35 protein-coding genes are annotated in these 22151 nt (G+C 33.1%); 30 read left to right on the forward strand and 5 right to left on the reverse strand.

All coding sequences use genetic code 11. The annotated features are described in order from the left end of the window. The 25 genes from ABC357_RS16425 to ABC357_RS16545 all read left to right on the forward strand — a co-directional run. The coding region (locus ABC357_RS16425) for a DNA cytosine methyltransferase (RefSeq protein WP_412888692.1) at positions 1-811 on the forward strand (811 nt) is incomplete at its 5' end. A 219-nt stretch (positions 812-1030) separates the two neighbouring features. Continuing rightward, a complete protein-coding gene (locus tag ABC357_RS16430; protein ID WP_412888693.1) occupies positions 1031-1447 on the forward strand; it encodes a hypothetical protein in 417 nt (138 codons plus the stop codon). Positions 1448-1464: 17 nt separating this feature from the next. Further along, a complete protein-coding gene (locus ABC357_RS16435) occupies positions 1465-1785 on the forward strand; it encodes a hypothetical protein (RefSeq protein ID WP_412888694.1) in 321 nt (106 codons plus the stop codon). 42 nt (positions 1786-1827) lie between these two features. Continuing rightward, positions 1828-2016 (forward strand): hypothetical protein, encoded by a 189-nt coding sequence (locus ABC357_RS16440; RefSeq protein ID WP_412888695.1) that lies wholly within the window; start codon positions 1828-1830, stop codon positions 2014-2016. Beyond that, positions 2009-2383: a hypothetical protein gene (locus ABC357_RS16445; RefSeq protein ID WP_412888696.1), complete on the forward strand. Its 375-nt coding sequence runs from the start codon at positions 2009-2011 to the stop codon at positions 2381-2383. Before ABC357_RS16440 ends, ABC357_RS16445 begins: the two co-directional genes overlap by 8 nt. 23 nt (positions 2384-2406) lie before the next feature. Next, positions 2407-2670, forward strand: a complete 264-nt coding sequence (locus ABC357_RS16450; RefSeq protein WP_412888697.1) for a hypothetical protein — start codon at positions 2407-2409, stop codon at positions 2668-2670. A gap of 31 nt (positions 2671-2701) precedes the next feature. After that, complete coding sequence (locus ABC357_RS16455; protein WP_412888698.1) at positions 2702-3355, forward strand: hypothetical protein; 654 nt, start codon at positions 2702-2704, stop codon at positions 3353-3355. 168 nt (positions 3356-3523) lie between these two features. Next, the gene (locus ABC357_RS16460) at positions 3524-3607 is read left to right on the forward strand and encodes a putative holin-like toxin (RefSeq protein WP_412888769.1); all 84 of its coding nucleotides are present in this window, start codon (positions 3524-3526) and stop codon (positions 3605-3607) included. Between the two features lie 737 nt (positions 3608-4344). Then, positions 4345-4938 carry a hypothetical protein gene (locus ABC357_RS16465; RefSeq protein WP_412888699.1) on the forward strand — a complete coding sequence of 198 codons (594 nt, stop codon included), beginning with the start codon at positions 4345-4347 and terminating at the stop codon, positions 4936-4938. Positions 4939-6156: 1218 nt separating this feature from the next. Beyond that, positions 6157-8802: an S-layer homology domain-containing protein gene (locus ABC357_RS16470; protein WP_412888700.1), complete on the forward strand. Its 2646-nt coding sequence runs from the start codon at positions 6157-6159 to the stop codon at positions 8800-8802. Between the two features lie 130 nt (positions 8803-8932). After that, positions 8933-9316: a hypothetical protein gene (locus ABC357_RS16475; RefSeq protein ID WP_412888701.1), complete on the forward strand. Its 384-nt coding sequence runs from the start codon at positions 8933-8935 to the stop codon at positions 9314-9316. A 693-nt stretch (positions 9317-10009) separates the two neighbouring features. Further along, positions 10010-10252, forward strand: a complete 243-nt coding sequence (locus tag ABC357_RS16480; RefSeq protein ID WP_412888702.1) for a hypothetical protein — start codon at positions 10010-10012, stop codon at positions 10250-10252. A gap of 90 nt (positions 10253-10342) precedes the next feature. After that, a complete protein-coding gene (locus ABC357_RS16485) occupies positions 10343-10591 on the forward strand; it encodes a hypothetical protein (protein WP_412888703.1) in 249 nt (82 codons plus the stop codon). 41 nt (positions 10592-10632) lie between these two features. Beyond that, on the forward strand, positions 10633-10866 hold the full coding sequence (locus ABC357_RS16490; protein WP_412888704.1) for a hypothetical protein: 234 nt from the start codon (positions 10633-10635) through the stop codon (positions 10864-10866). Positions 10867-10995: 129 nt separating this feature from the next. Beyond that, positions 10996-11262, forward strand: a complete 267-nt coding sequence (locus ABC357_RS16495) for a hypothetical protein (RefSeq protein WP_412888705.1) — start codon at positions 10996-10998, stop codon at positions 11260-11262. Next, positions 11262-11462, forward strand: a complete 201-nt coding sequence (locus tag ABC357_RS16500; RefSeq protein WP_412888706.1) for a hypothetical protein — start codon at positions 11262-11264, stop codon at positions 11460-11462. Before ABC357_RS16495 ends, ABC357_RS16500 begins: the two co-directional genes overlap by 1 nt. Positions 11463-11596: 134 nt before the next feature. Further along, on the forward strand, positions 11597-11962 hold the full coding sequence (locus ABC357_RS16505) for a hypothetical protein (protein ID WP_412888707.1): 366 nt from the start codon (positions 11597-11599) through the stop codon (positions 11960-11962). A gap of 176 nt (positions 11963-12138) precedes the next feature. Further along, on the forward strand, positions 12139-12276 hold the full coding sequence (locus ABC357_RS16510) for a hypothetical protein (protein WP_412888708.1): 138 nt from the start codon (positions 12139-12141) through the stop codon (positions 12274-12276). Positions 12277-12606: 330 nt separating this feature from the next. Then, positions 12607-13035: a hypothetical protein gene (locus tag ABC357_RS16515; protein ID WP_412888709.1), complete on the forward strand. Its 429-nt coding sequence runs from the start codon at positions 12607-12609 to the stop codon at positions 13033-13035. A 97-nt stretch (positions 13036-13132) separates the two neighbouring features. After that, on the forward strand, positions 13133-13471 hold the full coding sequence (locus tag ABC357_RS16520; RefSeq protein WP_412888710.1) for a hypothetical protein: 339 nt from the start codon (positions 13133-13135) through the stop codon (positions 13469-13471). Between the two features lie 73 nt (positions 13472-13544). Further along, the gene (locus tag ABC357_RS16525) at positions 13545-13913 is read left to right on the forward strand and encodes a hypothetical protein (protein ID WP_412888711.1); all 369 of its coding nucleotides are present in this window, start codon (positions 13545-13547) and stop codon (positions 13911-13913) included. A gap of 100 nt (positions 13914-14013) precedes the next feature. Further along, complete coding sequence (locus ABC357_RS16530; RefSeq protein ID WP_412888712.1) at positions 14014-14265, forward strand: hypothetical protein; 252 nt, start codon at positions 14014-14016, stop codon at positions 14263-14265. After that, a complete protein-coding gene (locus tag ABC357_RS16535; protein ID WP_412888713.1) occupies positions 14255-14698 on the forward strand; it encodes a helix-turn-helix domain-containing protein in 444 nt (147 codons plus the stop codon). The genes ABC357_RS16530 and ABC357_RS16535 overlap by 11 nt, the downstream gene beginning before the upstream one ends. 336 nt (positions 14699-15034) lie before the next feature. Next, the gene (locus tag ABC357_RS16540; RefSeq protein ID WP_412888714.1) at positions 15035-15238 is read left to right on the forward strand and encodes a hypothetical protein; all 204 of its coding nucleotides are present in this window, start codon (positions 15035-15037) and stop codon (positions 15236-15238) included. 57 nt (positions 15239-15295) lie between these two features. Beyond that, positions 15296-15523: a winged helix-turn-helix transcriptional regulator gene (locus ABC357_RS16545; RefSeq protein WP_412888715.1), complete on the forward strand. Its 228-nt coding sequence runs from the start codon at positions 15296-15298 to the stop codon at positions 15521-15523. A gap of 18 nt (positions 15524-15541) precedes the next feature. Here the strand turns inward: ABC357_RS16545 and ABC357_RS16550 are convergent, their stop codons facing one another. The 5 genes from ABC357_RS16550 to ABC357_RS16570 form a co-directional block, all read right to left on the reverse strand. Next, positions 15542-16168: a recombinase family protein gene (locus ABC357_RS16550; RefSeq protein WP_412888716.1), complete on the reverse strand. Its 627-nt coding sequence runs from the start codon at positions 16166-16168 to the stop codon at positions 15542-15544. A gap of 343 nt (positions 16169-16511) precedes the next feature. Continuing rightward, positions 16512-16928: a hypothetical protein gene (locus ABC357_RS16555; RefSeq protein WP_412888717.1), complete on the reverse strand. Its 417-nt coding sequence runs from the start codon at positions 16926-16928 to the stop codon at positions 16512-16514. Between the two features lie 65 nt (positions 16929-16993). Then, positions 16994-17131, reverse strand: a complete 138-nt coding sequence (locus tag ABC357_RS16560) for a hypothetical protein (protein WP_412888718.1) — start codon at positions 17129-17131, stop codon at positions 16994-16996. After that, a complete protein-coding gene (locus ABC357_RS16565) occupies positions 17128-17598 on the reverse strand; it encodes a hypothetical protein (RefSeq protein WP_412888719.1) in 471 nt (156 codons plus the stop codon). The genes ABC357_RS16560 and ABC357_RS16565 overlap by 4 nt, the downstream gene beginning before the upstream one ends. Before the next feature lie 99 nt (positions 17599-17697). Further along, a complete protein-coding gene (locus ABC357_RS16570) occupies positions 17698-18270 on the reverse strand; it encodes a hypothetical protein (RefSeq protein WP_412888720.1) in 573 nt (190 codons plus the stop codon). Positions 18271-19010: 740 nt separating this feature from the next. Here ABC357_RS16570 and ABC357_RS16575 point away from each other — a divergent pair. From ABC357_RS16575 to ABC357_RS16595, 5 genes are all read left to right on the forward strand, one after another. Then, positions 19011-19526 (forward strand): hypothetical protein, encoded by a 516-nt coding sequence (locus ABC357_RS16575; protein WP_412888721.1) that lies wholly within the window; start codon positions 19011-19013, stop codon positions 19524-19526. A 651-nt stretch (positions 19527-20177) separates the two neighbouring features. Next, on the forward strand, positions 20178-20684 hold the full coding sequence (locus tag ABC357_RS16580; RefSeq protein ID WP_412888722.1) for a hypothetical protein: 507 nt from the start codon (positions 20178-20180) through the stop codon (positions 20682-20684). A 32-nt stretch (positions 20685-20716) separates the two neighbouring features. Next, positions 20717-20878: an antitoxin VbhA family protein gene (locus ABC357_RS16585; RefSeq protein ID WP_412888723.1), complete on the forward strand. Its 162-nt coding sequence runs from the start codon at positions 20717-20719 to the stop codon at positions 20876-20878. Then, positions 20875-21489, forward strand: coding sequence for a Fic/DOC family protein (locus ABC357_RS16590; RefSeq protein ID WP_412888724.1), 615 nt, complete (start codon positions 20875-20877; stop codon positions 21487-21489). Before ABC357_RS16585 ends, ABC357_RS16590 begins: the two co-directional genes overlap by 4 nt. 12 nt (positions 21490-21501) lie before the next feature. Further along, positions 21502-22101 carry a hypothetical protein gene (locus ABC357_RS16595; protein ID WP_412888725.1) on the forward strand — a complete coding sequence of 200 codons (600 nt, stop codon included), beginning with the start codon at positions 21502-21504 and terminating at the stop codon, positions 22099-22101. Positions 22102-22151: the final 50 nt, after the last annotated feature.

A 22151-nucleotide genomic window follows, 5' to 3' on the forward strand; every position in this document is an offset into this window, starting at 1 on the left:
TTACACATTGGATAAGATCCCTTTCGCACCTGTATTAATTGGGGGAAGCCCATGTAAGGGTTTTTCAAACGCAAATAGAAAGAATCGTTTTTTAGATAATCCTAATAATTTATTAGTTCGTAAATATATTGAAGCTGTTAAACATGTTCAACCTTTTGTCTTTGTCCTTGAAAATGTTCCCCAGATCTTAACTGCAGGAGAAGGACAGTTTTTTAACGAAATAAAGAATGAGTTATCCGATTACCGCATATGCAAACATATAGTATCGTCTGCAGATTACGGAGATCCTCAAGATAGAAAAAGGGCGATAATCATTGGTAGTCGTTTAGGGCCATCTATTAAGCTACCAGAGCCGTCATATGCTAATACAAAATATAAAACAGTAAGGGAAGCCTGGAAGGGCTTAAAATCAATTCTGGCTAATCAAAAGGATATATCTAAACCAAAAGCGATTACACTGGAACGTATAAAGTCTGTACCGATGGGAGGTAATATTATGAATATCCCTGAAAATATTCGACCAAAAGGTGTACATTCGGATATGTATAAACGCTTAGATTGGGATAAACCTTCCGTTACTATTGTGAACCCCAGAAAAGCTATGTTGTTACATCCCGAAGAAGATCGCATTATTTCTATAAGAGAAGCTTGCCGTTTGTTTAGTTTACCGGACACATTTATCTTTAAAGGCCCTTTAAACAAGATGCAAGAGTCCATTGCCAATTCTGTACCTGTCAAATTGGGCCAGATGATAGCCAATACAGTGAAAAAAGCAATTGTACATTATAACAGCAAATTAATCAGCATTTAACCAAAAATGAAATAAGGAAATAACCAGTTTTGAAAAAATCCAATTCAAAACTGGTTATTCTTTCTGAAAATTGTTTTTTATTTAACGTTTTTTTGTTTTTTAAAAATAAACTATATGGTATAATTATCCTACTAAGGAATAATCAGAGTGACTACTATCTATAATAAAGGAGAAAAAAAACACTCTAAAAATACTAATTTATGAAAGGTTGTAGAACATATGTCACAAAATGGTTTTATAGAAGAAGGAAAATTTATCTACGTGTATAAATCTATCAGTCCTAATAGGGAGGTTTCTGTTGAAATTAGAAAAATTAAAAATCATTCTACCCCCTATGTTATGGCAGTTGTTTCAAATCCGATTGTAACTGCTCATTTGTATCCAAAAGAAACTTTTGAAGAAATAATTTATCCGTTATTGCAGGATCTTAATTTAACAATTGAAGAGGTTACTATCCTACATTATTTCAATAGTAAACAGAATTTAAATAGAATAAATATTTGGGAATTTAAATCTTATCTTGGAACCTATACAGATGATGAATTGCAAGAAATTCAACCGGAAAAAGTCTGCCAAGATATAATTGAATTTCATGAAAAAGTTACAAATCGCATAATTGATGGGATTAATCAGTAATAGAAGGGGTGAAACCCATGAAATCTGCCATAGGTATGAATGTACCTAAGCGAATCGAAGTTTTGACTAAAGACAGATTAACAATTGTTAATGAACCTTACTACTTTAAGATACAGTGTGCTATAGGAGATGAAGAAATAAAATCTAAATCTGCTCATGTAGCATTTGATCGTCTCAAAGAGTGGGCTGAAACCGAAGGCGCACATATAACCTTAATAAAAGATCGCTATGTAGAACAATGTGTTGATACTGGATATATATTAATAGAAATTAGTGATCCAGTTGCATTGGTGCTGGGGGTTTTGATTGAGCAAAATAATCCTATAATTAATCATTAAAAAAGCGAAATGGAGAAAGTGCATTTAGAAAGGGGATTTACAATGGAAGTCAACTCAGCAAAGATAAATAAGGAAATTCAAATAGCGAAAAAGTTAGAGGATTTAAAATCCTTAATAGACATTTCCGTTGCGGATCGAAAATTTTTATCAAAAATAAATTCTGCCATTCCTTCAATTGAGAGTATTTTAAATACTGTTAAAGCTGAACTGCAGGAATGGAATCATGAATGATAGTCAAATTAGAGCGAATTTGAACCGTTTTTTCCGAGATGTTATTGGTTGTAGTAAGGTGCTAAATAATGTAGGAGCAATGGATATGGTTGCTATTACAGGGCCAATCTATTGCATTGTTCAAATCACTAAAACCATCAATCAGCAAATTATTGATAAAGCGATCCAACACCAACAAAAAGGACAATACGTGTTTATTGCAGTGAATTCCAAAAATGAAATTCCAGATAAATATTTTTCTAATTTAAAAAAACATGGAATTGGCTTGTTATTACTGGTTGAAGGTGAGGTTAATTTATATCTTCCAGCCAAATATAATCCAGCAAAGGGAAATAATGATTTATTGGAACTAATGAGGTTTTCTTAATAAAAATAGGTGGTGAAAAGATTGTGTATATAGTAAATCCTCATTTCCGCAAAGAATTCTTTAGTATGTATCAAAAACAAAAGAAAGCCTATTGGATGTATACTTTAGGCTTAATTTTAGTTAGTGCATTTTTAATTACAAATCAATTTTTTTATTCATTCACTACTGCTGGATATATTATTAATTATAGTTTTTCTTTTATGGGTTTTATGGCCGTATTGCTCTTTATAGAATTTCTATGGAGTTTATACGGGATTAAAGAAAATAGAAATAGAAAGCAAATATGATGGATTTTAAATTGAACGGAGGTTTATTTGAATGCATTTGATTCAAATAATAATGTTTATTTGGATTGCTGCTTTTATTCTTGTGTTGTTACTTTCAATGGCTATAAAGAAATGGAATTTGGATATTGAAAAAAATATTATCGGGAAGATCCTGGCTAGTATTATTATTGTAATTGCTTATATTTTTTTCATAATACCATTAACCATTATGAGTTTTGTCGGTGTAATAGGCATGTTTATATTTCTAATAGTTTTATGTGGATTTACAATCATTGCGTTGATATATGCAAAGTCTTATCTTGCTACTTACATAATAGTAATTGCATTTTCAATTTGCTTGGCCTATTTTGCACCAAAGGCATACAATGTTATTTTTTTTATGGCTGTATTATGGTTAAATAATCCTTTTACGAGAAATTTATGCAATAGATTGAAGAATATATTAGATAAATTTAATTATAGGATAATAACTTATATAATTTTGTTAATCATATATATAACAAAGAATTGTTTGCTATATTCTTATGATGATTTAGAAAGTATGACGATTCCTATAATTGGATTTAATCTATCGTTAAACAATTTAGTTACGGTATCAAATGAAGCTTTACTTACATTTGTCATAATAGATACAATCGTTACTAATTCCGAAAAACTCAAAAAAGTTTTACGTCTAAATAATTAAAAAAGACGCTTGTATAGCGTCTTTTTTGTTTTTAAAATTAACAAATTTTTGTTTTTTATTATATTATTTTAATGAAAAATACTGGTAAATATGGTATAATTAATGAGTAGATAAGATTTCTTGGGGGGTTGCTCACTTCTTCATCCTATTCAGGAGGGAGGTGAGAATATGACAGTGTACGAAGCTATTAGTTTGATGATTCTTTTCGCAACGCTTATCGTGCTAATTCTGTCATTTAACCAAAAAAAATAGGCCCCCCAATTGATTAGCAACCGATAGGGAGTCTATTTTTCCTGTCTAAGAGCAACCTCTATTTTAGAAGTCGAACTCTACAAAAGGCTATGGGTGTGCAACCACCTATAGTCTTTTTATTATATGTTGTTGGTACTGTTATTATACCACAAATTGCCTTTTTTTGCTCGTTTTCTTTATCTTTGATAGAAAAAGTGAAGTCCTCTATTCTCTAGAGAAATAAAGGACTATTCTTTCCCCATTCCATATCTAGTATAGGAAAAATTTGTACTCTTGTCTAATACCATGATCATTAAAAACAAGAATGAAAGGCAAGGAAACCATTTTTCAAATGGTTTTTAATTAGGATTTCTTGGTCTAGATTATGCCCCTCTGTTCACCATTCATTGTAGTTCCTCATTCAGTCGTGCAAGGCGCAAAAAATTTTTCATATGATTTATATCAGTTCTCATTCTCCTTTGCCCTATTCAATCGCTGCTGGTGTGATTGAACGTATCACACCTATTAGCTCTTTCATAGCTCAAGTCGAATGGATTTCGAGAGTTCTATGTCCTTCTTCGTCACTATGTTCCTCGTATTTCAAGAACTCTAACGAAATTCACTAATAATCTTAGGAAATGAAAATTTTTTTGCTTCTTCCTTGCACTTCCTTTTCTTCGTCACTGTCATTCATGGCGAACAGGTGATAGGCCGTTGGCCATTGGAATCACTAAATCCAAAAAAGGGAGTCGAAATGCATGATAAATATTAATTTATTACAAGGTGAAGAAACTAACGGAGTTACATTAGGAAAATTTGAATCACTTAATTTCATCATTGACCATGAAAAAATTGATTTCATAGGATATGAATTTGAAGTGGAAGAAGAAGTCTATATAGAAGAATTTGGAGATACGCAATGGCTTTTTAGAATGAATATTTATAAAGAAACTAATGAGATAACTGTCTATTGTGCCTACAGCCAGGACTATGACCTTATGGAAGATGCTACAGATTGTTTTGACCTTGAAAAACTTCAAGAAGATATAAAAAAGTGGACAGAGAAACATGAAGTTAGCAATCATGGGGATTTATATGTTGCATACATCGAGGGCCGAGAACAGCATGATATGGATTGTGAGGATGCAATGTCATACGCACAAGGCATAATAGATAAAAAGGAATTAATAATAGATAGTCTATTAAACCTTTCTGGTGAAGTTGCAGTAATGGAATATTGTATTGAAGTGGAATTGGTATCTGGAAAAGAACAAGAGGAATTTAAGGTGAAAATCGAAGAACTGGAAGAGTTTATTAAAGAAAAGAAAATGGAATTAGATAGATTATTATAATCACACTGAAAATAATAGGAGCAATGAGCATTCTCAAATTCCATTGCTCCTTTAACACATATTTAAAATTACATTAGCATCCGGATTTCTCCCTATCGGTCGAAGATCCGGCCACCCCCGGCAAAAAAAGAACATCCCTCTGCAGATAAGCCAGGAAGCCACCGGGCGCATCCGGATTTCTCCCTATCGGTCGAGGATCCGGCCACCCTCGGCAAAAAAAGGAACATCCCTCTGCAGATAAGCCAGGAAGCCACCGGGCGCATCCGGATTTCTCCCTGACGGTCGAGGATCCGGCCACCCCGGCAAAAGAAAAGAACATTCCTCTTCAAATAAGCCAGGAAGCCACCGGGCGCATCCGGATTTCTCCCTATCGGTCGAGGATCCGGCCACCCCGGCAAAAGAAAAGAACATTCCTCTTCAAATAAGCCAGGAAGCCACCGGGCGCATCCGGATTTCTCCCTATCGGTCGAGGATCCGGCCACCCTCGGCAAAAAAAAGGAACATCCCTCTGCAGATAAGCCAGGAAGCCACCGGGCGCATCCGGATTTCTCCCTATCGGTCGAGGATCCGGCCACCCCGGCAAAAGAAAAGAACATTCCTCTTCAAATAAGCCAGGAAGCCACCGGGCGCATCCGGATTTCTCCCTATCGGTCGAGGATCCGGCCACCCCGGCAGAAGAAAAGAACATTCCTCTTCAAATAAGCCAGGAAGCCACCGGGCGCATCCGGATTTCTCCCTATCGGTCGAGGATCCGGCCACCCCAGCAGAAGAAAAGAACATTCCTCTGCAAATAAGCCAGGAAGCCACCGGGCGCATCCGGATTTCTCCCTATCGGTCGAGGATCCGGCCACCCCAGCAGAAGAAAAGAACATTCCTCTGCAATTAAACCAGGAAGCCACCGGGCGCATCCGGATTTCTCCCTGACGGTCGAGGATCCGGCCACCCCCGGCAAAAGAAAAGAACATTCCTCTTCAAATAAGCCAGGAAGCCACCGGGCGCATCCGGATTTCTCCCTATCGGTCGAGGATCCGGCCACCCCCAAAAAAGAAAACAACATCGAATAATTACTACAAATGAGTCTATCAACCTATTAAAAATAATAATTATTTTTTGTATTATACTTACAATTTTAGGTACAATGGATTAGAATGTTGTTATATGATACTAAAATTGGTTTTTTTTAGTAACATCCTACTTTTATAGAAATGGAGAGAAAATATGAAACACATGAAAAAAATATGCACTATATTAACCATTTTGCTGTTATTAGGTAGTACATTTTTATCAACCAATACCTTTGCAAAAAACACAAGTCCTCCCCCGGATTCCTCTCAGGAATCTGCTGGAATAAATTCTGAACGAATTGATAATGAACTTGTTAATAATGAAGGAAATGCTAATAGCAAAGAAAAGAATCAACCTCAAAAAAATAACCAAAACGAACAAGAAACAATTAATAATGCAGCGAATGTAAATGTAAATGAAAATGCTACTATGCCTATCGCAGTCGATCAGGAAGAAGGGCCGCGTGTATCTGTAGAATCAAAAGGCTCACAATTGCATGCAGGTGATGAAATTGTGTTTACGTATCCCAATGGAGACACTCAGGACCGCCCAGATATTTTATCTTTCCCAGATACCAAAAATGACACAGCCTTTAAAGATAACGTCCTATTGTATGTGGATGGCGTGTATCAAAAATGGAACGACTTGGATAACTCACAAGCCAGAGAAATTTCTGCTGTGGGGTATTTCAAAAACAAAGAAGTACGAATTTTATTTTTGCAGCCTTACCATTTTAAAGGAATGACAATTGATTATGATGATTTTAATGATTTTACAGTCAAACGTGGTAATACCCAAATACATGTTACGGAAGGAAAAACAGCTTATTTTTCTGTAAAAACAGATTCCGAAGTAAATTATCAATGGCAAAAATCAGTTGATGGTAATAATTGGACGGACTTAGAGCAACCAAGCTCCAATTCTGATACTTTATCACTTGATTCAGTAAAACTATCTGATAACGGGAGCAAATATCGAGCTGTGGTAACAGATAAAACAACTAATAAAAGCTCAATATCCCCTGAATATGCCTTGACGGTTGCTAGTCCGGCAGATGCTGTAAATGTCAACTTAAATCATGGCATTGGCGAAGAAACAGACTATTTCACGGCTGTAGATACTATACCTTATCAACTATCGGTTGATGCGGAACAACCCAATGACGGTGGAAAATTAACTTATTTTTGGGAATACTCCTATAAAGAGTTAAGTGGGAAAAAAGTTTGGACTAGCTTATATCGTCAGGATGATGGCAGACAAGCCATATACAACATAAATGGCAGTGATATATTCGATGGCTATGTTTACAGATGTACGGTTACGAATGATCTCGGAGATGGTAATGTTACGTCTACTGTATCCGAAATATCAAAGCCAGCGATTGTAGAATATTTAGCAGTCACTCCATCTTTCACAACCCCGGTGAAAGCCGGACAAGAAATAAGCTTTACAGCGCCTTATCGGTCCGATAATAATGAAGGAGCCGTTTTGCTTAATATTTCGGTTAATAAGTATCGTAATTTAATCTCTAAGACAGCAGAAGAAATGGGATTAGATAAAGATAATTATGAGGACGTTTCAAAAATCTTAAAATCATTTATGACTGTAACGATGGATGGGTTAGAATCAGAGTTAAATGATAGTTGGAATACCATAAGCGCAGAGTATCAAGGCGATGAAGATCCCTTCGTTAGTGGGAAAAAAGTGGTCATCACTTTCAAAAAAGCTATGAACATAGATGCGATACAAATAGATTACGATAAAAAAATACCACTTGCTGATTCACTTTCTGTAGAAGGAAACAAAGGTGAAGCGATAACCATAGATCCTTCGGTCAATTATTCAGGTGGAGAGGATGATTACGGCCAGCTCCTTTACCAATGGCAGACATCTACAGATGGAGTAAACTGGACGGATATTGAGGGAGCTACATCGGCAACATACGCAATTTCTTCATTGGCCAATACAGACAATAATAAAAAATTTCGGGCGCATGTTACAAATCTATATAGCAAAACAAATAAAGCGAGTGCTTATAGCAATCCTGTCACTTTAAAGGTAATTGGCGGATCGCAAGAGGCTGAACCAGAACCGACACCAACACCAAAGCCGGAACCGACACCAACACCAACACCAGAACCGACGCCAACACCAACACCAGAACCGACACCAACACCGAAGCCGGAACCGACACCAACACCAAAGCCGGAACCGACACCAACACCAACACCAGAACCGACACCAGGACCGAAACCTGTTTTACCCGAAATTCCGGATTTAGAGAATAATTGGGCTAAAGATGAAATTGAAAAATTGATAGACGGAGGAATGTTGGACAATATTGATATAAAAATTGACTTGAAATTCGGTATGCAAAGAGGACTTTTCGTAGAATTATTGAGTCGATTAAGTAAAGATAATAAACAAAACTACACCAATCCGTTTACGGATATTTCAAAAAAAGATTATTACTATGATGCAATATCGTGGGCGTACTCCAAAAAATTACTACAAGGAACATCGGCCACAACCTTTACGGCAAATCGGGTTATACAACGTCAAGAAATGGCTTATATTTTGGAAAAATTCATGAAATACGAACATAAAGCGTTTCCACAAGTATCTTATACTCCATTTACAGATATGAGTGGTATTGCAAAATGGTCCCAACCATCCATTGTACAATTAGCAAAATGGGGCGTTTTAAAAGGAGATAACGGTAATAAGTTTAATCCATATAGAGCAGCCACAAACGCAGAAGGATTGGCCATTTTTGCAAGATTATTTAGCCTTCAATAGAAATGATAGTGGAAAGAAAGTGAAGTATGCTTTCTTTCTTCTTATTTTTATCAGAAAATTGTATAATTTATAATTAGATACAAAATATTTCCTGTTTTTATACTAATTATTCTTAAATGGAGAAGATTCTATGAAAAAAATCCCTCGAACTGTCAGGGTAAGATCTTGTATTTTAAAAACGTACTATTATCTACGGGCCTTACATAAAATTCATTCAAATGAAGAAGAAGCTGCCGTATTTGAACGAATTACAAGAGAAGGAATTGAACAAGTACAGCAACTAAGTAAGGATAAAAAACGGATTTTACTAGGGAATTATCGTGGTGAACGATTTGCGATTGGAGGAACGGTCCACTCAGATACAATGGCTACTTTTAAACAATTAGGATATGATCATAATTGGAGTATGCAAGAGACAATAGAAGTTTTAATATATTTCTCTGCCTTGTCTAAATTAGATCAACAAGAGCAAGCTTTTTTTTCATTGCAATCCATGAATATTGAAATTCTTTAATTCTTTTCAAAATCGTCTATTAAGGCGATTTTTTTCTTTCTAAAACCTTTTCTTTTTGGTTGCCTTACAGGTCTGCTTGCAAGCACATAAAGGATGCCAAGAGCGCATCCTTTTGTCATTGCAGCATCTCACTGCCCTCTAAAAAGCAAGCGATCAAGAATCTTTAACCAGGGCCACCGGAAGCCCACCGGAGATCCCTGGAAAGCTTCTATGTTCCATTGCCTTTCTTAACGAGTGCCTGACTACAAAACCCTTTAAAACCCTCCACACCAAGAGCATTTTCCCATTCGATACCGAACTGTACCACTGCGCAACATCCCTAACCTTTAAAGCCGGACAGATTCCTAGCCTACGGCCTATCCGTCTTTAAAGCTAAGGGCTGGAAGAACCTTGCAAGTGCCTATTTTTTATTCGTGTGCTGCTAGTCCGTCCTTTAAAGGATGCCAAGAAGAATCGGCATCCTTTGGCCAGACAGCATCACTACACCCTAAAGGGCCATAAAAAAGGTACTCCGTATTCCTCCACTAACGTTCCGTCACACTTGCAAGAACCTTCATGCTTATGGTCCTGTCGGTTTATCGAAAGGGAAAAATTCAGCCTTTCAGTCTTTCTCTTATTCGGTATCGAATAGGAAACAAAAATCAAAACATAAAGAACAAAAAAACCAAATTCAAAAAATAGGGAGCGATTTATATGAATAAGATTTTGATTTATAACTTGGAATCTACAGTGTTTGTATTAGTTGAAACACCTTTATCAAAAGCATTAATTTTAAAAAAAACCATTGAATTTAAAGAAAATGGAGGTGGAGAAGAATACGAATTAATCGAATTCATTAGAAAAGAAACAGGCGCATATATAAAGCAGATTCCTTTTGAATGTGTAGATTATGAATTGCCTGATGATGATATAGACTATGAAGCAGATAGCCAATGAAAGATGAAGTACCCAAAGAATATGTACTTTAATTATAACTACAGCCGGGAAAATATCCCTGGCTTCGCTAAAAATTAAGGAGGAAATATCTTGTATTCATATCAAAGAGTAAATTTAGATTGGTCCAGACGTATAAAAAAGAAAGAGCCTATAGAAACGATGACTCAAATAGATGCAACCTATGAAATTCACACTGATGAAAATGAGGTTTTTACAGGCGTATTTAAAGGGAAGCATTTTGATGATCCCCATGAAGTATATTTTGTTTGGATAGATAATTCTTTTAAAAAGCTTAGACGTTTAACGAAAGACGATGTAATAATGTGCAAAAAAATATAGTGAATGGATTAGAAAATATCATAAATAAAGGAGAAATAAAAATGGCATATAAATGGGAGAAAGAAAGTTTGGAAAAATACGGTGAAAAAGAAACTGCTCGATTAATCCAAGACCAAAAAAAGTATGAAAGCATAAAGGCAGACAATTCATGCGAACATTGTGGAAAAGGGAATCAAGGAGCAATAATAGAAACAAAAGAGGGTAAACCATTTTTAATGCGCTATGGTATGTGGTCAAATAAACGCTGTAATTATTGCCATAAAATCACAAACTAATAAATGATTACGAGAGGAAAGGAACAATTCTTTTCCTCTTATTGTTTTAATTTAAAACTACTATTTGTTGTTTTATAACACAATATTTGGTATAATAAGGATATATCTTAATTATGGAAGGTGTTCAATATGCTAAAATTAACATTGCAAAAAGTTGTTACATGTTTAGAAGAAATGCCTAACAATATGATGGCTGTCTCCACTCATAAGTATAAAGAACTTCCTAAAATACTTGAAAAAAGAACTGAGATATTAGTCGATTATCCATATGGAATGATGAAATATCGAATTCAGGTTTTATCAAAATTAGGATTCACTCTACAAGAAACTATCTGGCTAAATACACATGCTCCTTATGGTTTAGTAAGACAAATTTGGGAAAGGAAAAGCGCATAATGGACATAACTATTAGTGACTATACAAAAGATCATACAATAGTTTCTGTGATTCATCGAGGGAGACAATATGGTACAACTTGGGCGAAGGAATATAATGATACTGGCAGCCTTATAAGCCCGACTATTGAACAGGTTAAAGAAGCATTCGAAGAAGATCGGTCCAATTTTGAGCTTTATAGTATTAAAAGGGGATACTAGAAAGAGGGAGGGAAGAGTCTATTCTTCCCTCTTTTGTTTTTTTATAAAACACATTTTTGTTGTTTTTAAAATATAAAAATGATATAATATTAATAGGAATTAAATATTTAAAAAATAGTTAAAGGGGAAGAGATATGACCAAATATTCTATTCTTAGTTATTATAGTAGCCTGCTATCAAACGTTTTAAAGGATTCTACACTTAGCCTTTCTGAAAAGAATGAATTGGCACAGTCATTTATAGAAAACATCGTTGGTTTTCCTCATTTAGATGAAGAAATCACATCTCAGGATGCTAAAAATTTAGTACAAAGTGTCATTGAAGAAACGGGATTTGATTGCAATTTACTTACATTATCTTTTGAGGAAATGGATGAAACAATTATCACATGCTCCATGTGTGGCAAGAACTATGAGGAAGAGGATGTAAATATCATTGATTATGATTTAGATCTATGTATCCACTGTGAAAAAGAGCATCTAAAACAAAATAGTTTATAAAAAGGTTTCCTAAATGAACAAAATGCAGGAATACAATTAAAGGAGAAAATCATATGGGAGAAAATAAAAAAAGAACCGTCCTAAAGAACGATTCTTCTCTTTCATTCGATTCTAAAACGGCAACAATGAACTCCTACATTCATTGTTGACCACACATACGAAAGGTTGTTAATAATATGATAACAAAAGTAATCGAATCTGTCTATGAGCTAGTTGGTCTTAAAGAAGCTGAACACTTGAATCAATGGTCTATAGGTTTAATGGGCTTTGGCATTTTAGTTATAATGGGAGTAGCAGTAATTTTGTCGCTTTGATAAAAAAGATCAACCGGAATAAAAATTCCGGTTGATCTTGATAAAGGAATGAAAAAATTGATAGATTTACATTTTTGGATTCTCTATTTTTGGTGGAGTATTGAACTGCAGCCCCAAACTAATGTTTTTGCTGGCATTATCATTACAATTATATTAGTAAGTATTGCTAGTTTTGTAGTATGTCGATATACAATAAATTTACTTTTTATTTTAAATAAAAAGTAAATTAAAAGAGATTTTATAAGGGAGAGATTTTTTGAAAAATACACATGCTGATAAATTAAAACAATCATTAAAAATCATTCAAAATCAGGGAATCAATCAATAATTATGAACAGTGCCAAAGTAAAAAGTGCAATCAAAAAATTTACAGTTACAGAAAAACATGAAGCTTTCGGAAAATGGTTATTATCTCTTGATGAACAATACTACTATATGGCTAACAATGGGGAAGCTGGTATTTTCTTATTAAGAAAAGATAAGTCTTTCATGGTAGAGTTAAGATTTTGTATTCCTTCTGAAAATGTTCATAATGTAGTCCAATCACCATTAATAATTGAAGTTAGTAATATTGTTTCCTGCCAAAAAGGGAGAGCAAAAAATTTCCTTAATAAATTAAAAAATATAAGCAAGGAAATAGAGGTCCCGGTAGTTTTATTTACACATACTCCTACATTGGTTAAATATTTCAAAAAACGTGGATTCAAAAGTCAAGGCCAATTAGGATCAGATGAAGAGTACCTGATGACATTTATATGATAACAAAAATTTAACAGGTGGTACTTATAAGTCATTTATGAATTATTTTGTTTTCATAGTAGACAAATTATATTCATTACTAAAAGGAGGAATTATAATGTTGTTTTCGTATCTTGAAGAAAGTGATTTTTTTACGAAAAGTAAATATGAGTTTATCGGGCATGATTTTAATTTCAAAGCACTAAGTAATTTAACATCAATAGATTTTGCTGAAAAAATTAAAGATGAAATTGGAACATTTTATATTAAAAAATTTGTGTATACAGACGGGGAAGATCACTTTTTCTTAGATTTTTATGCTGAAAACGGCATTGAAGAAAAACAGTTTTTAGTAATACATGCATACCACAATAAAAAAGATTATTTTTCCATAAATAGAATTGATTATAGAACATTTCGAGATTTAGATTTGGATATTTTTATAAAACATAAGTAACTACACATAACGTTGATTGTGTCTCTAAGAAACTTATGAATTATTATGTTTCATATTTTTAGGAGGAATTAAATTGGGTGAAATTATATTAATTAAAGAGAAACAGGTACATCACAATTATCACAATGAAAAAGTAGCGAAATGGTTATTAGAAAACCATACACCAGAGCAAACTTGTTCCCCTATCACTAATTTTTGTAGCTGTGATACTTATGAAAATATTCATCCTAAAACAGGCAATTCACTTGGACTATATATTATCTTTAATGGTGAAGAAGAACGGTATTATGATTACTCAGATGATGTTATCGCAGAAGATATTATCAAATTTGTTCCTGGTCTAACTGAAGAAGAAAAGGAAGAATTGCATGACATTGAAGCTGTGAGAGTTTACTATTGTCCTTTTTGTTTAGAGTGGGCTACGGATGGTGCAAATATCTAATATACAAAAGATTGATTTTAACCTCACTATACAAAAGAAGGGCATTTTGCTATAGAAAAATAAACGCATATAAATGAAGATAAGAAAGGACTTTTTTAACATGGATGATTTAACTTCTCAAATAATGAAAGGTCATTATTATATTATTCAAATTGAAGGTGACCAATTTTTCAAGAAGTTTAGCAACAATTTAATTCTCGAAAAATGTAATGGAAAAACAAATGCATGTAGGTTCCCACTGGGCCAAAGTGCCCTTAACCATACAATGGCACTTTTACAACAACGAGGATACACACCAATCATTGTGGAGGAACATGAAGCTGACGATATAGGTGAATTCGATGGAATTTAATAAAGACGATTTTTCATTAAAAATTAAGCATTTAAGAAAAGATAAAAAATTATCGCAGGACCAATTAGCTGATATGCTTTCTATGAAGAGAACTAACATTGCTAATTATGAAAGTGCAAGAACGGTTCCTCCAATTAACATCATAATTCAATTAGCTCATATATTTTCTGTATCCGTTGGTTTTATGTTAGGTATTGAGGAACAAGAAAGAATACCATTAAGCAGCATCTGCCTTCACTGTTCCAGCATTCTTTATAATGGTGAGTGTTATTCTTGCCTAAAAGAAAGAAAAAATGAAATGATTACAACTTTTGATATGTTTGATAGTAAAACTTTCCCTATGACTGAGGAACGGAAGTTTATTATTAAAAGTATTATTCAATTTGAGTTAGATGAAATCAATAGCAAATTAGAAATGATCCAAACCAGATAATAAGGGAGTGCCATATGAAAGAGACATTATGCGCGTATTGTGGAAAATGGTTCCCGGCATCTACAATGACACCATTATACGAAAAAAGGAAAACAGAAATACTTTTCTATTGTGAAAGATGTTATCCAGAAGTAAGAGGGAATATAAGCAGCATGGCATCTAGTCAACTTTATTCTTTCGGGAAAAAAGGATCTATAACTGAACAATAATTGAGCGATCAAAAAGATCGCTTTATAACATCAATTTGTTTTAATTAAAAACATAATTATGTTGTTTTTAAAACAAATTAATGTTATAATTATTATAGAAATAAAGCAAAAGATTGGAGAGGATAGCATGGATTTTTATTCTTCATTAGAAGAAGTACCCGTTTTTGAAGAAGAAAAAATGATGAAGTTCATTCAAAAGGATGCCTTATTGCAAAAAGGGTATAGAGATATGCTTAATATGGGACGAGAAAAAGAAGCTGCAATGGAGATCGTATTTAATTCTTTTGTTATAGAAGATGATTCAATGATTCAAGCTTATTTAAGTCTGTAAAGATTTTTGTACTTTTGTTTTATTTTAAAACAATAAAATGTTTTAGGAGGAAGTTAAATGGGGAGAACGGCTAATATTATCAAGATCCTTGAAGAATTAAGCAAGTCTGATATTCTTACAAAAGCAATGCTATCTGAAAAGATAGGAATTACACCAAGAATGGTTCAATATTATGTCAGGGAATTAATAGAAATTGGAATTCCAATTTCTAGTGATTCCGGAAGAAATGTAGGTGGGTATAAGTTAGATCGAAAAGGCTTTATAAAGTTTTTTCATCTTGATTAAAAAAACTAAGGAAACTCCTTAGTTTTTTTCTTCTATTATATTTATATTTGATTTAATTTTATATATTGTATTTCTACTAACGCCTGTCTTTCTGTGTACGTCCATTACTGATACTTTGCTTTTAAGATCGGAAACAATTGTGTCATATATCAATTTGTCTTTCCCTGTTGCTGAAGGACAATATTTAGTTTTTCTTCCTGTATACTTTCCCTCTATTTGTTTAGCAAGTTCAATTCCTTCTCGTTGTGCCTGTTTAATATTATCTCTTTCAGTTTCAACCATCCAGGACATAACCTGTAAAAATATTTCGCTTACTAATGAACCAATTCCTTTCATTCCTCGATATTGAGCTGTATTCAAAGCTGGCATGTCTAATACTACAATGTCTATTTCAGCATCTACTAAGCTTTTCCACTCTTTTATGATTTCCTCTTTATTTCTACCAAAACGGCTTAATGAATGCACAACCAAAATATCTCCGAATCTTAACTTCTTTTTCAATTCAAGGTATTTTGTTCGCTCATAAAAATTTTTACCACTTTGCTTTTCAGTGATAATTTTTTCACAACCGTAATTTTCTAGCTCTTTAATCTGTCTTGCCAAATTTTGATCTTTACTACTAACTCTTGCATAACCTATCTTCATATTTCCACCTTCAATAAATTTAAATAAGCTGCAGCTTATTTCGTTCTTAACCACAAAAAAACAGAAAAATTTTCCCAGAAACTATCAAAAAGTGATTATAATTAATGAACAAGTCAAAATGAACATTTCTTATATTTAAAACAATACTGCTCAAACCCTCTAAAATCAATGGTTTATTTATGAGTAAATCATTTTGTTATTTTTGTTCATTTAGAGTCTACCCAAATTGAACAAATCCATATATAAAAAATCCATTATTAGATAATGAATTTTTTATATATGAAATTTTCTTATAGCATCTGCCCGCGTTTTTGAACATTCCTAAAATCAACATGTTTCATATTTAATAAAGGTTAGGTATCTTTACATCTTTCAATTGCACCACTTTACCTTGTACATCTGTTTTTAATTGATATTTACCGACAATCTTTTCTTTTGTTTTAAATCCATGTATAAATAGGAAGGCATAGGCATCTATAAAACTAACAAATGACTCTGAATCCTTTACGATAATTGACCCCACTTCACACCCAACTTCACCATGTTCGTAATAAAAAGGCGAAAGTTTATTAGACACAACTACAAGTGGTTCATTCATTGGTGCATCACTGAAGGGAATACCTCTATTAACCTTGGGGAATTCCTCGTAAAAATACTTGCTTGTTCCAAAGGACATCATAGGAAGATCGGAGTCTAAACCCTGTTTAATTTTCTCAATTACTTCAAGTTCTTGTTTACTTAGCCCCCAATTAATTTCCATAAAATCACCTTACCTTTATGTTTTTTCATATATATATTAATTGGTAAATATTAAGCTGCTGCATATTAAATACTTTTGCTTGCTTTAACGATTTTTGAACCTGCCCATACTAAAACTAGAATACCGAGGATAGGCATGAATACAGTCATTAATCCCTCGGTGGCAACATTCCCAACGTAATCACTAATAGTCTGATGTGTCATTTTATCACCACCTTGTTTTCTCGATAGAATCTATCTTCTCTAATTGCATCTTCAAAATCTTTAGTATCTGGCAGAGCATTTTTCATAAGAAGCGTATAATCAGGACCACAGCAAGATTCCCTGGCACCGAACCAATCAATTTGCGTTATTTTTATATCGTCAAAGTTATCATCTTTTACAGACATTTCATTTACTATTCCCCATTCATTTTTATCTAGATAAGTATGAGGAAGATATTTTTCGTATTTTTTTGTTACATTATTTATTCCAAAAAAGGTTTCGAATAAGTACATTAGATGATCTTCGGTAACATCGCCATGAGCATCTACCAATTCTTCATATTTGAATGATATTGCAGCCAATAATTTTATGATAGAAGAAGCGTCCATTTCTGTTTCGATAAATCTGGCTTGCTTATCCTGATCTATATTATGGTAATGCACGATTTTATAAATATTTTTCTCCATAAAATCTCTCCTTAGAACTTAATTTTCTTTGCGACCTCCCTCAATTTTTGCGAGAGCGCACTTGAACTTAATACGATTTATAGTCGCTCAGATGACTAATTATAGAGATTGATAAATTTTATACTCTTTGTCTAAAAAATGAATTGCTTCTCTCTCTATTAATTCAGCTACCGCAATAGCCACAGTCTTTTCTTGAAATTCTAGATTTTCAATGTCGCTTACCAGTAAATCATCTTTTATCTCTATATTGTGAAATACCCATCCATAACCAATAAAATTTTGATAATCAGGATTAGAAATAAATTGGACTTCATAAAGATTTTTTTTAAATAGACGATCAATAAATTGATCGTTAATTCTGATTCCTAGTTGAACATCTGAGAGATATGAACCTAATATGTTTTTTATTCTTTCAACAAATACTGAATCTTTGATTCTAAACTTAACCATAATTTTATAAGGTATGACTGAGGTAGTTTCTGTTTGAACAATTACATCTACACCGTAGGCATTTATATGATTAGGATCTGGATCATTCTGTTCATTATATTCAAAATCCCACTGTTTAATTAGTTGCTGTAAAGTTGATAAATTTAATTCTTTCCCTTCATCGTGCAGCGACTGAAAGTAGTTATCAATCTGTTGTTTTATGTATTTGTTTTTAGTATCCATATATTTCACCCTTCTTTAAAGTATCTACAGTATTTATCAAAAAAAGCTATCATAAAGTTTTTGTTTAATAAAGACTTATATATTAGAAATTTCGGAAATTATTATATACAAAATATTTCCTCCTTTATAGGAATTTATCAATTCTTACAGTATAATCACATTGACTGTGAATTCTGAGCAGCGCTATTCCTTATTTTTTTTCTTATCATCGGAAAGGTTAATAATAGCGTTCCAAATATTAATAAACTGGATTCCATTAAGAATACAATTAAACCCATATAACTAAATAAAAAACTAATATAGAACTTTAAAAATAATAACAGGATACCAAAAAGTGAAAAGCCAATTTTCCGAACTTTAATGATTATGGATATTGTCCCATAGGTGAATCCCGTTAAATAACAATATAAAAGTTGGCCTTGTGAGAAGGTTAATGATATATGCATAAATCTTTCTAAAAACATATACAACCCATGTTCTATAATCACATCTTTAAGTGTAGTGGTATTAATAATTTGTAATATAAAATGTGTAATTGTACCAATGACCACAGGATAAAGAATATACTGGCCCAATATAATTTTTGGTACTTTTTTCACTATTTTCTATCCCTCCCAATACTTGTTTATATACTAATTATACCAATTTAATAGGTAAATGTATACTTTCGTATCAAATATTTGTTGTTTTTTAAAACATTTTTCGTTATAATTTAAGTAGTATAAAAGAAGGAGATTTTTATGCAAACAGTTGAAATGATTTATAAAAAGTATCCTAATGTTAAATTAAAAGCAGACAATCCTTCTGATCCGTCAGTGTTATTAACTGTGGAAGAATCAGTTTTTTTTCAAATGGTTATGTTCTTTAATAATCCTGATTCCTTCCAATTTAGTATAAATATACTGTATTCAAATTTAAAAAATGAAGAGTTGTTTTTTGCTTTGAAATGCTTAATTGAATATTTCCAAAAAGATACCTCTTTATTGAATGAAATAGAGCAATCTATATACGACAATGAACTATTAAGTGAAAAATTATTAAATCAAAAGTTATTTAGTGAATATGTAGAAAGCGCCTTAAACATTAAATTTTCTTCATCTATGGTTAGAGTGTATTGGTTGCGTGGGAAAGTACCAACGGCCGATCTAATTATTGATGGGACACCATACTGGAAAGAAAAAACGGTCTTAAAGTTTATTGAACAAGAAAGAATAATTAGAGCTAATAAAACAATGACACCAAACAGACGACGTTAAACCATTTTTGGGTTGCCTTACAGGTCTGCTTGCAAGCACATAAAGGATGCCAAGAGCGCATCCTTTTGTCATTGCAGCATCTCACTTCCCTCTAAAAAGCAAGCGATCAAGAATCTTTAACCAGGGCCACCGGAAGCCCACCGGAGATCCCTGGAAAGCTTCTATGTTCCATTGCCTTTCTTAACGAGTGCCTGACTACAAAAACCTTTAAAACCCTCCACACCAAGAGCATTTTCCCATTCGATACCGAACTGTACCACTGCGCAACATCCCTAACCTTTAAAGCCGGACAGATTCCTAGCCTACGGCCTATCCGTCTTTAAAGCTAAGGGCTGGAAGAACCTTGCAAGTGCCTATTTTTTATTCGTGTGCTGCTAGTCCGTCCTTTAAAGGATGCCAAGCAGAATCGGCATCCTTTGGCCAGACAGCATCACTACGCCCTAAAGGGCCATAAAAAAGGTACTCCGTATTCCTCCACTAACGTTCCGTCACACTTGCAAGAACCTTCATGCTTATGGTCCTGTCGGTTTATCGAAAGGGAAAAATTCAGCCTTTCAGTCTTTCTCTTATTCGGTATCGAATAGGAAACAAAAATCCAAAACATAAAACACCTTAATCAAAAAACAACATAAAGAACTGGGGGATAAAACAATGGTGACTTGTAAATATTGTGGGGAGCAATTATTTTTCATTGGGGAAGATGAAAATATAGTACATTTTAGTTGTTCGTTTTGTGACCTGGTATTTGCATTAGATGATACCAGTGTCGATAGAAAAAGAAAAATGAGCGTTCCTGAAAGCTACGATGCATCTTATAATCAAAGTACCAAAGAATTATTAAAAAGAGATACAATCAGTTTGTATCATGTTTTAAAGGACCTTAGAGCAGACTGGTATAAAATGAAAGAGATCTTACGCAATTTAAAACTCATTACAGAAAATGATAGCGTTCCACAGCTTAACAAAGAGGATGAACAAACAGTTAGAGAATTAAAAACTGAATTTATTAAATTGACGAAGAAGAAATTTAGCATTGAAAATATTATAATTGAAAGAACCGGGTATATTGTTGAAAAAATTACTGATAAGTTTTTATCTGAAATTGTACAATTAGGAAAATATGCATCAAGTAAGCCTATGTATATTTATATTAAATAATCAGGTCTGCAGCCTATAAAGGGAGTGTTAGTATGGAATTGAAAAAAATTATTAGATCCGCAAAAGCATCTATTGAAACAGAAGGTTATAACGTGACAAAGGATATTGAAGAATTGGTTATTAAAGAAGCAAACGGGGAAATATCTTTTAATGATTTTTCAAAACATATGCAAGAAATTGCTAAACAGCCATGACAGATAAATATAAAACATTTTATCCGGATACGCATGTTTTAATCAATCATTTTAACGTGAAAGACCAGGATGAATTAGATAAATTAGAAACGGGTTTTACTTTAAAACGGCTGGCTGATTTAGGGAAAACACCAATTGAAGGAAATTTCGATTTTAAGCATCTAAAGGATATACACCAGTATATCTTTCAGGATATTTACCCATTTGCCGGACAAACTAGAAATGAAGATATATCCAAAGGGACCTTTACATTTGCTTCACACCGTTTTATTGAACAAGCTGGCCAAGAATTATTCGAAAAATTAAAAAGAGAAAAGAACTTGTCCCATTTAGACACTCAACAATTTTCCATGAGGGCTGCTTATTATATGGGTGAGATTAATGTGTTACATCCTTTTAGAGAAGGAAATGGACGAACTCAACGTGAATTTATAAGGGAACTTGCATTAGATAATGGTTATATTATTGATTGGTCCCTGATTAAAAAAGAACATTTGCTTGAAGCATCAATACGTTCAATAACAAACGAGCTTCCATTGGCTAAAGTAATTGAAACTTGCATTTCTAATAAAGACCTAATTAAAGAACAGGAACCAGAAATTGAACGGTAAGGAGTATTCCCAATGAATGAATTTAAAAAATTTTCTTCTCCTATTGTGGTCCAACCAATATATAACGGTTATAAACCTGGAATGAACTTGTATTTTTTTGCTGATTATAAAATATATAAAGCTGGCGATACTGCATTGATTTTGTTTGTACTAGAAAAAAGACGCTATTCAGAGGGATTATATTTTGTTACTGAAGATGGTATTAAGGTAATATGGAACGAAGCTAATACGGGAATTCTTATTGAAGAAAATGCTACAACCAAATTTATCAATTCTATGTATGACTATTATACAAAGCAAATTGAAACAATGAAATCTCAACCTGATGAATACAATTGGAGCCAAAGTGACTTAGATGAATTTTTTGAGCAAAGATATGAATTATTAGAAGAAATGCTTTTGAAATATGAAAATGACCGTATTAATAAACTTGCTATTACATTTTCTATACATGGCGTAGATAAAAACTCAATGGCGGAATATACATTTGATGATGATCATGGGCATGAGAAAATCTATACTACATATGAAGATGCTTTAAATATGTTAGAGACACTTAAAAAAACAATCCTTCATGCTGAATTCAAAATTATCTCGAACATTAGCCAGTGAATATAAATAAAAACTAGAAATGTGTTTCAAGTTTATAATGGAACTTTTTT

This window comes from Bacillus kalamii, from assembly GCF_047238185.1.
Classification (GTDB): Bacteria; Bacillota; Bacilli; order Bacillales; family DSM-1321; genus Bacillus_AD.

What these genes read in the sequence shown, in the direction of transcription:
- ABC357_RS16585 (WP_412888723.1), top strand. Translation starts at nt 20,717, where the DNA reads ATGGAATTGAAAAAAATTATTAGATCCGCAAAAGCATCTATTGAAACA.
- ABC357_RS16565 (WP_412888719.1), bottom strand. Translation starts at nt 17,598, where the DNA reads ATGGAGAAAAATATTTATAAAATCGTGCATTACCATAATATAGATCAG.
- ABC357_RS16470 (WP_412888700.1), top strand. Translation starts at nt 6,157, where the DNA reads ATGAAACACATGAAAAAAATATGCACTATATTAACCATTTTGCTGTTA.
- ABC357_RS16465 (WP_412888699.1), top strand. Translation starts at nt 4,345, where the DNA reads ATGATAAATATTAATTTATTACAAGGTGAAGAAACTAACGGAGTTACA.
- ABC357_RS16475 (WP_412888701.1), top strand. Translation starts at nt 8,933, where the DNA reads ATGAAAAAAATCCCTCGAACTGTCAGGGTAAGATCTTGTATTTTAAAA.
- ABC357_RS16545 (WP_412888715.1), top strand. Translation starts at nt 15,296, where the DNA reads ATGGGGAGAACGGCTAATATTATCAAGATCCTTGAAGAATTAAGCAAG.
- ABC357_RS16530 (WP_412888712.1), top strand. Translation starts at nt 14,014, where the DNA reads ATGGATGATTTAACTTCTCAAATAATGAAAGGTCATTATTATATTATT.
- ABC357_RS16435 (WP_412888694.1), top strand. Translation starts at nt 1,465, where the DNA reads ATGAAATCTGCCATAGGTATGAATGTACCTAAGCGAATCGAAGTTTTG.
- ABC357_RS16505 (WP_412888707.1), top strand. Translation starts at nt 11,597, where the DNA reads ATGACCAAATATTCTATTCTTAGTTATTATAGTAGCCTGCTATCAAAC.
- ABC357_RS16575 (WP_412888721.1), top strand. Translation starts at nt 19,011, where the DNA reads ATGCAAACAGTTGAAATGATTTATAAAAAGTATCCTAATGTTAAATTA.
- ABC357_RS16495 (WP_412888705.1), top strand. Translation starts at nt 10,996, where the DNA reads ATGCTAAAATTAACATTGCAAAAAGTTGTTACATGTTTAGAAGAAATG.
- ABC357_RS16590 (WP_412888724.1), top strand. Translation starts at nt 20,875, where the DNA reads ATGACAGATAAATATAAAACATTTTATCCGGATACGCATGTTTTAATC.
- ABC357_RS16570 (WP_412888720.1), bottom strand. Translation starts at nt 18,270, where the DNA reads ATGGATACTAAAAACAAATACATAAAACAACAGATTGATAACTACTTT.
- ABC357_RS16540 (WP_412888714.1), top strand. Translation starts at nt 15,035, where the DNA reads ATGGATTTTTATTCTTCATTAGAAGAAGTACCCGTTTTTGAAGAAGAA.
- ABC357_RS16510 (WP_412888708.1), top strand. Translation starts at nt 12,139, where the DNA reads ATGATAACAAAAGTAATCGAATCTGTCTATGAGCTAGTTGGTCTTAAA.
- ABC357_RS16430 (WP_412888693.1), top strand. Translation starts at nt 1,031, where the DNA reads ATGTCACAAAATGGTTTTATAGAAGAAGGAAAATTTATCTACGTGTAT.
- ABC357_RS16455 (WP_412888698.1), top strand. Translation starts at nt 2,702, where the DNA reads ATGCATTTGATTCAAATAATAATGTTTATTTGGATTGCTGCTTTTATT.
- ABC357_RS16460 (WP_412888769.1), top strand. Translation starts at nt 3,524, where the DNA reads ATGACAGTGTACGAAGCTATTAGTTTGATGATTCTTTTCGCAACGCTT.
- ABC357_RS16490 (WP_412888704.1), top strand. Translation starts at nt 10,633, where the DNA reads ATGGCATATAAATGGGAGAAAGAAAGTTTGGAAAAATACGGTGAAAAA.
- ABC357_RS16440 (WP_412888695.1), top strand. Translation starts at nt 1,828, where the DNA reads ATGGAAGTCAACTCAGCAAAGATAAATAAGGAAATTCAAATAGCGAAA.
- ABC357_RS16535 (WP_412888713.1), top strand. Translation starts at nt 14,255, where the DNA reads ATGGAATTTAATAAAGACGATTTTTCATTAAAAATTAAGCATTTAAGA.
- ABC357_RS16550 (WP_412888716.1), bottom strand. Translation starts at nt 16,168, where the DNA reads ATGAAGATAGGTTATGCAAGAGTTAGTAGTAAAGATCAAAATTTGGCA.
- ABC357_RS16555 (WP_412888717.1), bottom strand. Translation starts at nt 16,928, where the DNA reads ATGGAAATTAATTGGGGGCTAAGTAAACAAGAACTTGAAGTAATTGAG.
- ABC357_RS16560 (WP_412888718.1), bottom strand. Translation starts at nt 17,131, where the DNA reads ATGACACATCAGACTATTAGTGATTACGTTGGGAATGTTGCCACCGAG.
- ABC357_RS16445 (WP_412888696.1), top strand. Translation starts at nt 2,009, where the DNA reads ATGAATGATAGTCAAATTAGAGCGAATTTGAACCGTTTTTTCCGAGAT.
- ABC357_RS16480 (WP_412888702.1), top strand. Translation starts at nt 10,010, where the DNA reads ATGAATAAGATTTTGATTTATAACTTGGAATCTACAGTGTTTGTATTA.
- ABC357_RS16595 (WP_412888725.1), top strand. Translation starts at nt 21,502, where the DNA reads ATGAATGAATTTAAAAAATTTTCTTCTCCTATTGTGGTCCAACCAATA.
- ABC357_RS16520 (WP_412888710.1), top strand. Translation starts at nt 13,133, where the DNA reads ATGTTGTTTTCGTATCTTGAAGAAAGTGATTTTTTTACGAAAAGTAAA.
- ABC357_RS16515 (WP_412888709.1), top strand. Translation starts at nt 12,607, where the DNA reads ATGAACAGTGCCAAAGTAAAAAGTGCAATCAAAAAATTTACAGTTACA.
- ABC357_RS16580 (WP_412888722.1), top strand. Translation starts at nt 20,178, where the DNA reads ATGGTGACTTGTAAATATTGTGGGGAGCAATTATTTTTCATTGGGGAA.
- ABC357_RS16500 (WP_412888706.1), top strand. Translation starts at nt 11,262, where the DNA reads ATGGACATAACTATTAGTGACTATACAAAAGATCATACAATAGTTTCT.